General features: G+C 61.8%; 10 protein-coding genes. 6 read left to right on the plus strand and 4 right to left on the minus strand.

Going from position 1 to position 14178, the window contains the following annotated elements; translation table 11 throughout:
* Positions 1-2 precede the first annotated feature (2 nt).
* Together J4D99_RS14465 and J4D99_RS14470 are read left to right on the plus strand one after the other, a co-directional pair.
* Complete coding sequence (locus J4D99_RS14465) at positions 3-1469, plus strand: RagB/SusD family nutrient uptake outer membrane protein (protein WP_208132442.1); 1467 nt, start codon at positions 3-5, stop codon at positions 1467-1469.
* A 70-nt stretch (positions 1470-1539) separates the two neighbouring features.
* Complete coding sequence (locus J4D99_RS14470; RefSeq protein WP_208132443.1) at positions 1540-3186, plus strand: glucoamylase family protein; 1647 nt, start codon at positions 1540-1542, stop codon at positions 3184-3186.
* Between the two features lie 26 nt (positions 3187-3212).
* Here J4D99_RS14470 and J4D99_RS14475 read toward each other — a convergent pair whose 3' ends face one another.
* Complete coding sequence (locus tag J4D99_RS14475) at positions 3213-4952, minus strand: T9SS type A sorting domain-containing protein (protein WP_208132444.1); 1740 nt, start codon at positions 4950-4952, stop codon at positions 3213-3215.
* A 221-nt stretch (positions 4953-5173) separates the two neighbouring features.
* Here J4D99_RS14475 and J4D99_RS14480 point away from each other — a divergent pair, with 221 nt between their 5' ends.
* The 3 genes from J4D99_RS14480 (at position 5174) to J4D99_RS14490 (ending at position 9958) form a co-directional block, all read left to right on the plus strand.
* Positions 5174-6805: an OmpA family protein gene (locus tag J4D99_RS14480; protein WP_208132445.1), complete on the plus strand. Its 1632-nt coding sequence runs from the start codon at positions 5174-5176 to the stop codon at positions 6803-6805.
* Between the two features lie 118 nt (positions 6806-6923).
* Positions 6924-8468: a T9SS type A sorting domain-containing protein gene (locus J4D99_RS14485; protein WP_208132446.1), complete on the plus strand. Its 1545-nt coding sequence runs from the start codon at positions 6924-6926 to the stop codon at positions 8466-8468.
* Positions 8469-8563: 95 nt separating this feature from the next.
* The gene (locus J4D99_RS14490) at positions 8564-9958 is read left to right on the plus strand and encodes a PQQ-dependent sugar dehydrogenase (protein WP_208132447.1); all 1395 of its coding nucleotides are present in this window, start codon (positions 8564-8566) and stop codon (positions 9956-9958) included.
* A 96-nt stretch (positions 9959-10054) separates the two neighbouring features.
* Here the strand turns inward: J4D99_RS14490 and J4D99_RS14495 are convergent, their stop codons facing one another.
* A complete protein-coding gene (locus J4D99_RS14495) occupies positions 10055-10780 on the minus strand; it encodes a DUF72 domain-containing protein (RefSeq protein ID WP_208132448.1) in 726 nt (241 codons plus the stop codon).
* A 207-nt stretch (positions 10781-10987) separates the two neighbouring features.
* Between J4D99_RS14495 and J4D99_RS14500 the strand changes: the two genes are divergently transcribed.
* Entirely contained in the window at positions 10988-12457 is a 1470-nt protein-coding gene (locus J4D99_RS14500; RefSeq protein WP_208132449.1) for an amidohydrolase family protein, read from the plus strand.
* A gap of 139 nt (positions 12458-12596) precedes the next feature.
* Here J4D99_RS14500 and J4D99_RS14505 read toward each other — a convergent pair whose 3' ends face one another.
* A complete protein-coding gene (locus J4D99_RS14505) occupies positions 12597-13274 on the minus strand; it encodes a hypothetical protein (RefSeq protein WP_208132450.1) in 678 nt (225 codons plus the stop codon).
* Positions 13275-13418: 144 nt separating this feature from the next.
* Positions 13419-14171 (minus strand): DUF72 domain-containing protein, encoded by a 753-nt coding sequence (locus tag J4D99_RS14510; RefSeq protein ID WP_208132451.1) that lies wholly within the window; start codon positions 14169-14171, stop codon positions 13419-13421.
* Between the last annotated feature and the right edge of the window lie 7 nt (positions 14172-14178).

A 14178-nucleotide genomic window follows, 5' to 3' on the forward strand; every position in this document is an offset into this window, starting at 1 on the left:
CCATGAAAAATTACCCGTTTCTTAATCCGCTCCGGGGCCGGGCGGTGCCAGTGCTGGCGGCGGCTGTGCTGGCGCTAGCCTCCTCGTGCACCAAGTACCTCGACGTGGCGCCGCTCGCCCAGCCGGTGGCCACTTCCTTCTTCCAGAATGCCAACGATGCGGCCGTGGCCAGTATCTCGACCTACGGCAAGCTGCGCGAGTGGAACCTGGTGGCCTTCAACTGGCTGGCCGTGACCACGCTCACGTCGGACGACGCCGAGAAGGGCAGCGTATCGGGCGATGCCGAGTTTCTGAACAACTTCACGTTCTTTCGGGTAACGCCCACCGACGGCCCGCTGGAAGGCTTCTGGACCGGGCAGTACCAGGAAATTCTGCTCTGCAACCAGGTCATTCAGAACGTGCCCGGCATCAACATGGATGCCAACCTCAAGGCCCGCTACGTGGCCGAGGCGCAGTTTTTGCGCGCGCTCATGTACTTCAACCTGGTGCGGGCGTTTGGCGATGTGCCGCTCTACACCAAGCCGCCCGTCACGCCCGACGAGCTGAACCTGGCTCGTACGCCCAAAGACCAAGTGTATGCTTTCCTGGTGAGCGAGCTGACGGCCGCCGCGGCCATCCTGCCCGCCACTTACACCAGCGCCGACGTGGGCCGCGCCACCAAGGGCGCTGCGCTCGCCCTGCTGTCTAAGGTGCAGCTATACCAGAAAAACTGGGCCGCCGCGCTCGCTGCTTCTGACCAGGTAATTGGGCTAGGGTACTCGCTGGCCCCCGACTACTACAAGATGTTCCGCATCGCCGGTGAAAACGGGCCGGAGTCGATTTTTGAAATTCAGGCTTCGGCCGTGACGGGTAACTGCGACGCCTCCAACTCGCAGTGGGCCCAGGTACAGGGCGTGCGCAACCAGTTTGGCTGGGGCTTCTTTATTCCGTCGGCTAGCCTCGATGCGGCCTTCGAAGCCGGCGACAAGCGCAAAATGGCCACCATCCTTTACCCCGGCGAAACCACCCCGGAGGGCGACGTGATAACGACCAGCGCGCCCAACCCGCGCTACAACGCCAAGGCCTACGTGCCCAATGCCGTGCCCTACACCTGCAACTACGGCGACTCGCAAAACCTGCGCGTGCTGCGTCTGGGTGAGGTATTGCTCATCAACGCCGAAGCCGCCAACGAGCTAGGCCAGACGGCCAAAGCCCTCACCGATGTGAACCTGGTGCGCGTGCGCGCCGGGCTAGCCCCCTTGGCCAGTGGCCTATCGCAGGATGCCATGCGCCAGGCCATCTGGAAAGAGCGCCGCGTGGAGCTGGCGCTGGAGTACGGCGACCGCTACTTTGACCTGGTGCGCCAGGGCCGGGCAGCGCAGGTGCTGGCCTCCAAGGGCTTCGTGGCGGGTAAAAACGAAGTGCTGCCCATTCCGCTCAACGAGATTACCCTGAGCGGGGGCAAGCTGACCCAGAACCCCGGCTACTAGCCCATTGCCCACGTAAAAGCCTGGGACTCGGCCCGCGAGTCCCAGGCTTTTGCATTCCCACCCATTCCTAATGTTCATCGCTCGATTTTTGCGCCTGGCCGGGCTAGGGGCCAGCTTGCTGCTGGCCGCCTGCCACAAGTCTGTCGACTCCCCCGCGCCGGTAACGCCCACCCCGACGCCGACGCCCACTGCGCCCACCGTGGCCGACCCCACCGCCGACCGTGCCCTGCTCGACAAAGTGCAGCAAGCCACGCTAGCCTACTTCTGGGACTTTGGGCACCCGGCCAGCGGCATGGCCCGCGAGCGCAGCACCTCGGGCGATGTGGTGACGACTGGCGGCACGGGCTTTGGGGTGCAGGCGCTGGTGGTGGGGGCTAGCCGCGGCTGGCTGACCCGCGACCAGGCCGTGGCCCGCACCCAGAAAATCTGCGATTTCCTCAAGCAGGCCAACCGTTTTCACGGGGCCTGGCCGCACTGGCTCAATGGCAGCAGCGGCGCGGTCATCCCCTTCAGTGCGCAGGATAATGGTGGCGACCTGGTCGAGACGTCTTACCTACTGAACGGCCTGCTGGTGGCTCGCGCCTACTACGATGGCAGTGGTGCCGCCGAAACGGCGTTGCGCCAGAGCATTACGCAGCTCTGGGAAGGTGTGGAGTGGGACTGGTACGCCAGCCGCGGCGATGGCCTGCTGTACTGGCACTGGAGCCCGCAGTACCAGTGGGCCATGAATATGCCCATCCGGGGCTGGAACGAAGCGCTGATAACCTACGTGCTGGCGCTGGGGTCGCCCACGCACCCCATTGCGCCGGCCGTGTACAAAGCCACCTGGATAAGCAACGGCTTTGGCACGCCGACGGGCTACGAGGGCTACCAACTGCCGCTAGGCCCGGCCTACGGCGGGCCGCTGTTTTTTGCGCATTACTCGTTTCTGAGCCTCGACCCGCGCCAGATGCAGGACCAGTATGCCAACTACTGGCTGCAGAACGTGACTCATACGCTTATCAACCGCAGCTACTGCCTCTACACCGCCCCCAAGGCCTACGGCTACTACACCAGCCTGTGGGGCCTCACCGCTTCCGACGACCCCAGCGGCTATAAGGCGCACCAGCCAACCGACGATAACGGCACCGTATCGCCCACGGCGGCCCTGTCGTCGTTTCCCTACACGCCCTTCTACGCCATGCAGGCTTTGCGCAACTACTATGGCGCGCTCGGGGCGCAGCTGACAGGCACCTATGGCCCGCGCGACGGCTACAACCCCTCGCGCAACTGGGTGGGGCAGGATTTTCTGGCCATTGACCAGGGTCCGATTATCGACATGATTGAGAACTACCGCAGTGGCCTGCTGTGGCAGCTAGGGGCTAAAATCCCGGAGCTGCAAGCCGGCCTGCGGCAAGCCGGCATCGCGCCCCCGGCCTACGCCACAGGCTTTGTGCTCGATGTGCCCGAGGCCAAAAGCGGCCGATACGACATGCTCAAGCACCCCGACCGCAACAGCTACCAGCTCGACGTGACCCTAGCCACGGCCGGCAACTACACCCTGACGCTCGAAACGCCCACGGGTGCCGTTGTGGAAACCCCTTGGAGCAACCAGGCGCAGGCTGCGGGGCTAGCCACTGTGGGGCTCGGTGCCGCCGCGCCCACCGGCGACTACGTGGTGCGCCTAGTCGGTCCTGCTGGCTCGGTTCCGGTTACGCTGCCAGTTACACTGCGCTAAGTCAGCGGCCTACTCGCCGCTGGGGCTCATTCTACGAGCAGGCGCCCAGTTGCCGTGGCCGGGCCAGTCTGAATGTTTAGGAAATAAACGCCCGGCACCAAGCCCGTTAGCGGCAGTTCGTAAGCCAGGCTCGCAGACGAGCGTGCGACGTGGAAAACCTGCACGACCCGGCCTAGCGCATCGGTGAGCGTGAGCGTAGCCACCGTGGCTCCGGCTGCCCCGGCCCACTGCACGTGCGTGCTGGCGTGGGCGGGGTTGGGAGCTATACGCATGCCGGTGGGCCACCCGGCCGCTAGGGTAGCCAGCGGGCCGCCCTCGGCGAGAGAAGCCAGAAACGCCGTAATACTACCGCTGGGAGTGAGGAGTGCCTGACCACCGAAAGTGGCGGCGGGGCTGAGAAAATCGCCGGCCACGTACACCATGGAGCCGCTCACGGCCACAGCAGCGGCCCGGTCGAGGCTGGTACCGCCTGCTCGCTGCGCCCAGGCAAAATCACCGGTGTTGGTGAGCTTGGCAACGTAGATATCAAGGCTGTTGGCGGTGGTAAGCAGTGTGTTGCCAAAGCTGGCAGTGGTAGTGCCGGGCACATTGCCGCCAAAGGCGCCCGCCACATATACGCCCGTGCTGCCCACCGCCAGGGCATTGCCGTAGTCGTCGCCGGGCCCGCCGGCCCGCCGGGCCCAGCCAAAGGTGCCGGTGCCGCCAGCCTCTATCAGCTGCGCCACAAACACGTCGTAGTACAAGCCGCTGGTCCCGGCATTGGCGAGCGTAGTGCCCCCGAAGCGAGCCGCCGCGCTCTGAAACTCCCCGGCCACGTAGATGCTGGCCCCATCGGTGGCCACGGCATTAGCGCGGTCGTCGCCGGTGCCGCCCGCTCGCTGCGCCCAGTCGAAAGTATCGCCCGTCGCGCCGCCCGTCAGCTTAGCCACGAAGACATCGAAGCTGCCGTCGGGGTTGCTGTTGGCCAGGCGAGCGGCGCCGAAGTCAGCTACCGCGCTGGCAAAGTTGCCAGTCGTATAAAGGGCTTGCGCGGTGGCTGCTAGGCCAGTCGCGTAGTCCTCGGCCGGCCCACCCGCCCGCTGGGCCCAGGCAAAGCGCAGCGCGCCACCGCTAGCCCCCACGCTCGCCACGAAGGCATCGGTACTGCCGGCGCTGCGCAGGCTGGTGCTGCCAAAGGCGGCCTGCCCGCCAAAGCCGCCGGCCAGGTAGAGCCCGGAGCCGTTCACTGCCAGGCTGGTAGCATAGTCATCGGCCAAGCCACCCGCTCGCTGGGCCCCCGTAAAAGTGCCAGCCGCACTAGCCTCCGTGAGGCTGGCCACAAAAACATCGCGGGTGCCCGCCAGGCTGGTGCTGTCGGCATTGCGCAGCACCTGGGGCCCCACGCGCACCTGGCGGCTGGTGAACCAACCGGCTATGTACACAGTGGTGCCGCTGACAGCAATGGCCGTTGCCACATCGGCGCCGGGGCCGCCCGCCTGCTGCACCCATAAGAATTGCTGTGCGCTACTGCTCCACTTGGCCACAAATACGTCGCGCTGGCCATCGCTCGTGGTATTAAGCAGCGTGGTACTCCCTAGGCTAATGGGTCCGGCAAAGCTGCCAGCTACGTACACATTACCCTGAGCATCAGCCACAGTGGCCGAAATGGTTGAGTAAGCTCCGCTAGGAGTGCCCGCCGCTACGGCCTGCTGCCAGGCCGGCGCTTGGGCCCAGGCAGCCGAATTAAACAGCGTAAATAATAAAGGAAATAGTAGGGCGATTCGCATACACTCCAAAAAATAAACGGCTGCAAAATATAGGCGCGACGCAGGCAGCCTGCGTCGCGGAATACGCCCGTGTAGCTGTTGTATATAGAATTGATGGGGTTTGAAAGACAAGTATTTACGAAGTAATGCTAGGCCTTGGCTTACCCTAGTAGCAACTTCTGCGTAAGAAGGGCCACCTAGCTGGTTAACCACCCATTTTTTTAACCATCCACCTTCTATTTATGAGTGATTTTTCTCCCATTCTTCGGAGACTGCTCCCCGGCGCACTGCTGGTGGCGGCTGGCCTGAGCGCTACCACAGCGCAGGCCCAAACTCCCGACCGCAAAACGGCTATCGGCGTCAATCTCAGCTACCTGCAATACCAGGGCAACCTGGGTGGCGACTTCGGTGTGATGCACTTCCCGCTACAAGTAGGGGTAGGGGCCCATATCACCCGCTACCTCTCGCCTACGTTCGACCTGAGCTTGCTGGGCAACTACCAGAAGTACCGCTTCACCGCTGATGCAGCGCCGCGCAACGAGTTTAACGCCAAAATTGCCATGTTTGACCTCGGCCTGAAGCTGAAGTTCAACAACGGTAAGTTTATCAAGGAGGACGCCTTCATTCAGCCTTACCTGATGGGTGGGGGTGGTTTTTTTGTGGCTAACAGCGAAGGCAACTACCTCACCTTCAATCCTAATCTGACCGCTACGCCTGGCCGCTTCTTCAACCAGGTGCGCCGCCCCGAGGTATTTGGGCAGGCCGGCCTGCGCTTTCGGCTGTCGCCCGCCGTGGGCCTCGATGTGACGGCTAGCCAGCACTACGCCTTCACCGGCGATGGCATTGACATCGATAATTCGAGCAGCGGCAAATACTATGACCGCTTCTTGGTCTATGGCGTGGGCCTTACTGCCGCCCTCGGCAAAGCCAAGGATACGGACGGCGACGGCGTGCCCGACCGCAAAGACAAGTGCCCCAACACGCCTACCGGCGTGAAGGTGGACGTGAACGGCTGCCCGCTTGACACGGACGGCGATGGCATACCTGACTACCAGGACAAGTGCCCCGATGTGAAAGGCCTGGCCGCCCTGCAAGGCTGCCCCGATGCGGATGGCGACGGCGTAGCCGATGCCGACGACAAGTGCCCCAATACCCCGGCCGGCGTAAAAGTGGACGCTAGCGGTTGCCCGCTCGATGCTGATGGCGACGGTGTTCCGGATTACCTCGACAAGTGCCCCGGCACGCCCAGCGGCGTGAAAGTGGATGCCAACGGCTGCCCGCTTGATACGGACGGCGACGGGGTGCCCGACTACCAGGACCGCTGCCCCGACCGCGCCGGCCCGGCCTCCAATAAAGGCTGCCCCGAGATTAAGGCCGAGGCCAAGAAAATCCTTAATGAGGCTACGAAGTACATCAACTTCGACTTCAACAAGGCCACGCTGAAGCCGAGTTCGTACACGCGCCTCAACCAGATGGTGCAGATTATGAACGACTACCCAGACTACTCGCTCAGCATTGCCGGCCACACCGACAACGTAGGTGACGAAAACTATAACCTGCGCCTGAGCTACGAGCGTGCTGCTGCCGCCCGTAAGTACATGCTCGAGCACGGCATCCCGGCCGAGCGCATTGAGGCTCGTGGCTATGGCAAAACCAAGCCTATTGCCGACAACAAAACCAAAGCAGGTCAGGCCCTGAACCGCCGCGTGGACTTTGACCCCTACCTGACGGGCGAAACCAACGCCGCCGAAGCCAAGTACGGCCCCGCCCCGAGCATCTCGGAGCTAAAGGCCGAGGGCAAGAAGCTGCCTGGCAAGAAGACCACTGGCACCGGCGCGCGCCACAGCCGCAAGGCCCCCGCTAAGCGCAAGTAAGCGCCCCTAGCTCTGGTCAGTAAAAAGGCAGGCTCCATTCCGGAGCCTGCCTTTTTTTGGTTAACCCTATCTTTCTAAAAGGAGTACAGCTAGTAAACTCTCTTACAATCTGTGCGCTATGAAAACTCTCTACACCTTGTGCCTGCTGCTGGGGCTAGCCAGCGGCTTGCGCTACCCAGCCTATGGGCAGGCGCCTACTTGCACTACTGGTCGCTACGCCAGCAACGTCTTTGCGGATGTGACCAAAAGCACGGGCATTGTATATGGCCAGAATTCGGTGGTCAACTACAATTATGGCTTTAGCCCGCCTACTACTTCGCTGGTAACACTGGCGCTCGATTTTTATGAGCCTAGCGGCGATGTGCTTGCACAGCGACCATTAATAATCTTCGCGTTTGGTGGGTCGTTCATCAATGGGCAGCGCACCGACATGGACGACCTGTGCCAGGCTTTCGCCAGAAAAGGCTACGCGACGGCCACCATCGACTACCGGCGAATTCCTGCTAATAGCGTGCTAACGGTGTTTGGCAGCCCGGCCCTGCTGGCCGACGAAATAGTGCGGGCTAGCAGTGATATGAAGGCGGCCGTACGCTTTTTTCGCGCCAACGCCGCTACCTACCGCATCGACCCAGCCAAAATTATCGTGGCGGGCTACTCGGCTGGCGCCATCACGGCGCTGCAAACGGCTTACATCGATAGCGAAACCGAAGACCCCACCTTCACTGCCGCTTATCAGAACAACGGTGGCCTCGAAGGCAATACCGACCTGCCGGCCCCTAATAGCTCGCTGCCCAGCTACAATGCCCGTAACCTGGCCGGCACCTTTAGCCTGGCCGGTGGCGTGGCCACGCTGAGCGTAATCAGTGCCGGCAACCCGCCCATTTTCAGTGCCCACGGCGACGCCGATACCACGGTGCCCTATGGCGACGGCTATATTTTTGGAATTTCCAGCTACCCCTTCCACGGCAGTGGGGTCATTCACCCTCAGGCTACCAGTGTAGGTATTGTCAATCAGCTCTATACCCTAGTCGGAGGCACTCACACCAGCATCCGTCAAGAGCCCAACGTGACGGCCATCAATACGGCGGCAGCGGCTTTTTTTCAGAGTCTGATTTGCGCGGCGCCGTTGCCGGTGGGGCTAGTCAGCTTTACGGGGCAGCTCGATGTAGGGGCTTCGTGCGCGGCTACGCTGGCCTGGCGCACGGCCAGCGAGCTAAACAGCCAGGCCTACGAAGTGCAGGCTTCGGCCGATGGGCAGGCGTTTGCCCCGCTTGGCACCCTAGCCAGCCGCAACAGCCCCACCGGCGCGGCTTATACCTACCGCATCGGCTCGTTGGGGGGTATGCAATACTTTCGCTTGAAGATGAGGGACTTTGGGGGTGCCTATACCTATAGTCCCACCGTGGTCCTTACCTCGCCCTGTACCACTGGCCCGCTGCGGCTAGCCCCCAACCCGGCCCACGACCAAGTGTGGGCCAGTGGCTTGCCGGCTGGCACTGTGCGACTGCTACTCTACAATACCACGGGGCAGTGCGTAGCCCAGGTGCCGGCCGAAAAAGAAGCATCCCTCAACCTGGCGGGTCTGCCGCCAGGAGTGTATTTACTTAGAGCCGTGGGTGAAAATGGGGCTGCACAAGGCAGCGCTCGGCTAGTAAAAGAGTAATGGCCGGGCGGGCCACGCAACTATTGCGTTGCGTAGCAGTAAAATGAAGGAATTCTGAGCCGTGACTGAAGGCGGTTTCTCCCTATTCTAGTTCCATGTTCTATTTACGTTATACCGCGCTGCTCCCGGCGCTGGGCCTGCTGGCTGCGTGCAGCAGCGGCCCCAGCAAAGAAGAAAAGCAGCAGGCGCAAGCCGACAATCCGGCCCAAACCATTACCACGCCCAAAGCCGAAACGGTGCACCTGCCGGCCCCCTATACTACCAAATCGGTGACGCATCGGGTCGATGTCATTGACTGGCCGGCTGGCAAAACGCCCACGGCGCCGGCCGGTTTCACCGTAAGCGAATTTGCCGGCAACCTCGAAAGCCCGCGCTGGGCCTACGTGGCGCCCAACGGCGATGTGCTGGTGGCCGAGGCGGCTACCTTACCCAAGGGCACCAAAAAGCAGATTGCCGCCACGCTGCACCTCGACAAGTCGCGCTCCTTGCAGCGCACCAGCGCCAACCGCATTACGCTCTTTCGCGACACCAACGGCGACGGCCGGCCCGATCTGCGCACGGTGTTTATGAGCGGCCTCAACCAGCCCTTCGGCATGCTCGTGCTGGGTACCGCTTTTTACGTGGCCAATACCGACGGCGTGCTGAAGTTTCCGTACCAGCCGGGCGCTACCAGCATCACGGCCAAGGGCCAGAAAATACTGGACCTGCCCGAAGGCGGCTACAACAACCACTGGACCCGCAACCTGTACCCGAGCGCCGACGGCAAGAAGATTTTGGTCACCGTGGGTTCGGGCTCAAACGTGATGGAGCACGGCCCCGCCAACGAGCTGCGCCGCGCTAATATTCTCGAAATCAACCTCGACGGCACGGGCGAAAAAGTATACGCCAGTGGCCTGCGCAACCCCATCGGCCTGGCCTGGAACCCCGTGACCAAAGCCCTCTGGGCCGCCGTAAACGAGCGCGATGAGCTGGGCGACGAGCTGGTGCCCGACTACATCACGAGCGTAAAGCAAGGCGGCTTCTACGGCTGGCCCTACGCGTATTATGGCCCGAATGAAGACCCGCGCCGCAAAGGCGAGCGCCCCGACCTTGTGCAAAAAGCCATTGTGCCCGACGTGCCTATGGGCCCGCACGTGGCCGCGCTAGGCCTCACTTTCTACGACAAAAAGGCCTTCCCCGCCAAGTATCAGAACGGTGCCTTTGTGGGCGAGCACGGCTCCTGGAACCGCACGGCCTACTCGGGCTACCAGGTGGCCTTTGTGCCCTTTCAGGATGGCAAGCCAGCCGGCAAGCCCGAGCCTTTCCTGACGGGCTTTTTGGTAGGCGATGGCTCGGACAAGGCCTACGGCCGCCCCGTGGGCGTGGTAACGCTGCCCGACGGCGCCCTGCTCGTGACCGACGATGCCGGCAACAAGCTCTGGCGCGTGAGCGCCACGAAGGCAGCCGCTGCAACTGCTGCCCCAACCAGCCCTAGCGTGGCTAGCCGGTAGCGAGCTACACCATATAGCAAAAGCCCCCACGCCGAGCCTATCGAAGCGTGGGGGCTTTTGCTGCTAGTGGCTATTCAACTGCTATTGGGGTGCTTACTACCCGCCTAGCAAGGTTCTCATTTCTTGCGCATTGGGGATGGCCGAGCCGCCGATGTCGTTATTGAAGTAGAGGTAGGCCTGCGTTACGCCGGGCTCGGTGGCTACCTCGGCGGCGATGCGCTGCAGGAAGTCGCTGGGGTAGGGCGAGGCGTAGAGGTCGGGCACCCCGTGAAAGCGGTAGTAGAATGTGGGCGCGGTAGTCACCACGGTATCGGGCAGCAGCGGGTGGCTCTGGCCGCTAAACGTGACGTCGCGCTGCTGCAGGGCTTCGTATACTTCGTCGCGCCACCAGCTAGGGTGCCTGAATTCGAGCACGTTGACAAAAGCCGGGTCGAGGCAGTCGAGGATACGGGTGAGGCGCTCGGCGTCGTAGCCCATACGCGGCGGCAGCTGAAATAAAATGGGCCCTAGCTTTTCGAGCAAGCCCTTGCTAGTGGTGTCGTAAAAGTCGCCCAGCAGCTGCCCTACGTTGTGAAACTGCTTGTAGTGGGTTATCAGCTTGGGCGCTTTTACGGCAAACTGAAAGTCGGGCGGACTTTGGGCATACCAGTTTTCGAGAAAGGAAAGCTGCGGAAATCGGTAGAACGTGACGTTGAGCTCAAGCGTGCGGAAATGCTGGCTGTAAAACTCAAACCAGCGCCGCATGGGCAGCTTTTCGGGGTAGAAAACGCCGCGCCAGTGCCGGTAGTGGTACCCCGAGCAGCCAATGTGATACGTGGGCATAAAGTACTAGGAGCTTGCAGCTAAAGAATAAAACCGTTTGTCATGCTTATCTGGCGTCTGCTTGCGAAGCATCTTCTCACCCTGTAGCCAGTCATTGGGACGTGACTAGATGCTTCCTTCGTCAGCATCACAGACGTGACTTATGCCGAGATTGTTAGCCAGAACCGACCTTAGCCCATCCACAGAAATTCTACGCCCCTGGCAACCATGAAACAAAACTTACTTCTTCGGCCGCTCCTTGCTGGCCTGCTGAGCGCGTGGCTGGCTTCGCCGGCCCTGGCACAGGCGCCGCCCAGCGCTAGCCCCACTCCGCCGCCCACTTTCACCCCGGCCGTTAAGGAATTCATCAAAGTGAGTGCGCCCGTGGTGGCGCTCACCGATGCCAAGGTTATCGACGGCACGGGCCGCCCGGCGCTGCTGCACCAAACGGTGCTGTTGCGCAACGGCCGCATCGAGCAGCTAGGGCCTAGCAAAAAAGTGAAGGTGCCGGCCGGCGCCGAGGTCGTGAATTGCGCCGGTAAAACCCTGATTCCGGGGCTAGTGATGCTGCACGAGCACCTCTACTACACCATGCCGGCGGGCGGGCTTTTCAACATCGCCCAGATGCCCTATTCGTTTCCGCGCCTCTACCTGGCGGGCGGGGCCACCACCATCCGCACCGCGGGCAGCATCGAGCCGCAGACCGACTTGGCTATTCAGCGTCTCATCGGCGAGGGCAAATTCATTGGCCCCGACATGGACGTGACTGCCCCCTATATGGAGGAGCCCGGCATGGATATTCCGGCCCTGAACACCGTGCATGGCCCCGCCGATGCCGCCGCCAGCACCAAGTTTTGGGCCGATAAGGGCTGCACCTCCTTCAAAATGTACATGCACGCCACCCGCGCCGACCTAGCCGCCGTGGTGCGCGAGGCCCACGCCCGCCAGCTCAAAGTGACGGGTCACCTCTGTGCCATTACCTACCGCGAGGCCGCCGAAATCGGCATCGACAACCTCGAGCACGGCTTTATGGCCAGCTCCGATTTTGCGCCCGGCCGCGTGGCCGATGCCTGCGACTATCCAGTGGCCCGCCAGGGCCTGCTGCGCCAGCCAGCCAACAGCCCGGCCGTGACCGACCTTATCAAGTATCTGATTAGTAAAAAAGTAGCACTCACGTCTACGCTGCCCGTGTTCGAGCCCTACACCGGCCGCGAGGTGGTGCTGGGCGGCGGGCTTGATGCGCTCATTCCGCAGCTGCAAGAGCGCGAAACCAAAACCTGGCAGGCCAGCCAGGGCAAGGACTCGGCCAGCGTGGCGCTTTTCAAAAAGGAGCAAGGCTGGGAAAAGCAGTTTTTTGATGCCGGCGGCCTGCTGGTAGCCGGCACCGACCCCACCGGGGCGGGCCGCACCATTGCGGGCTACGCCAACCGCCGCGAAATCGAGCTGCTGGTGGAGGGCGGCTTCACGCCGCTGCAAGCCATCCAGATTTGCACTCTGAACGGCGCTAAGTACCTCGGCCGCGACCGCGAAATCGGCACCATCGAAGCTGGCAAGCAAGCCGACTTAGTGCTGGTAAACGGCGACCCGGAAAAGGATATCCGCCAGCTGCGCCAGATGGAAATTGTATTCAAGCACGGTATCGGTTTCGACTCGCCCAAACTATTCGAGTCGATGAAAGGGAAGGTGGGATTGAACTAAATCATTTAAAGCCAATAACAAAGACCGTCCTGCTGAGCTTGCCGAAGCATCTATACCGCGCCGTTCAATGGTACGGTAGAGATGCTTCGGCAAGCTCAGCAGGACGGTCTTTTGGGCTTCATTGCATAAAAAAAGTGCCCTACCCAGTTGGGAGCGTGGCTTCGTAGCTATCGGCAAATTTGAAATCTTCCAGCCAGTAGTCTGAGCTAATGATGTCGTAGACCACGCTGGTGTCCGTTTGCTCGCTAGGGGTGAGCTGCCACAAAATCGACGTTGCTTCGGGAAAATCGCCGCCCGCCAGCTGGTCGCTGAACAAGCGGTGCAGCAGGGTGCGGTCCGACAGGCCCGGCGCCAGCAGGCGCAGCAGCGTGGCGGCCGGCTCCTGGTCGAGCACGGCCAGGTCGGCGGGGCTAGCGGCCGTGAGCTTCACCTTAAACTCGACGGCCTGCGGGTGCGGAAACTTGCCGTTGTAAGCTTCATACAACAGCTGTGTAGCGTTGAAAAAGCCCTGGTGCAGCGCGAAATTGGGGTTTTCTTCCCACAGCTTCTCGGTTTGCAGCTGGTGGGCCAGCTGGTCGAGCTGGCCTTTGGTGAGGTCGTCGGGGAAAAGATAGCCTAGCACGACTTCAGCAGCCTCGGCGGGTTCGAGGTCGGTGAGCGCCAGCTGGGTCATTTCCTTCAGCTCAGCCGGGGCAATGGCTTCTGGGTTTTCGTAGTCCAGCTTCGTGAGCAGGGCTAAGTAATCGGCTGACTGCCAGGCATTGGGTAGCGAAGCAAGGTGCTGGAAGGAGAGGCGTTCGACTGTGAATGTGGGCATCGGGAATAGCAAAGCGGTGATTGGTCACCGGCCCCGTTTACGCAGCCTGCCGGCAACTAACTGAATAGCCGCCGTGAATTTCCTTCGCCATCACTTACTCGAGAGCAACTCAACTTCTAAAACAGCTGCTTGCTGGCGAATGGGTTACGTTGGGGTATTGTGCAGCAGCGCCTGCATCTGCCGGGCGTTGTGCACGCCCACGCCGCCGATGCCATTGTTGAAGTACAGATACACCTGCTGCACGTGCGGCGCGGCCTTTACTTCGTCCGCAATCCGGGCCAGAAACTCCTCGCTATACGACGACTTATAGAGCTCGGGCACGCCGTGAAAACGGTAGTAAAGCACTGGCGTGTTGGCCACTACCTCATCGGGCAGCTCCAGCGGGGGCGGGTAGCTCTGGCCCACAAACATGATGCCGTGGCGCGTAAGCAGCCGCTGCGGCTCGGCTTCCCACCAGCTAGGGTGCCGAAACTCGACCACGTTGGTAAAGGCAGGGTCGAGGCTATCGACGAGGCGCTGGGCCAGCTCGTCGCTGTATTCGGCCTTGGGCGGCAGCTGAAAAAGCACCGGCCCGAGCTTGTCGCGCAGGCCCTCGCGCACGGTGCCGTAAAAATCGGCCAGAATGGGCTGCGCGTCGGCATTGAACTTCTTGTAGTGCGTCACCATGCGCGGCGCCTTCACCGAAAACTGATAGCCGGCCGGACTTTGGTCGTACCATGTTTCGAAGGCCTTGAGCGTCGGCATTCGGTAAAAGGTAACGTTGAGCTCCAAGGTGTTGAACTGCGAGCAGTAGTAAGCCAGCCACTTGCGCGGCGGCAACTCGGGTGGGTAAAACACGCCTTTCCAATCGCGAAACGAAAAGCCAGAGCATCCGATGTGGTAGGTGGGAGCGGGCATAGGATAG

The sequence above is a fragment of the Hymenobacter sp. BT559 genome (assembly GCF_017571525.1).
GTDB classification, from domain to species: domain Bacteria; phylum Bacteroidota; class Bacteroidia; order Cytophagales; family Hymenobacteraceae; genus Hymenobacter; species Hymenobacter ginsengisoli.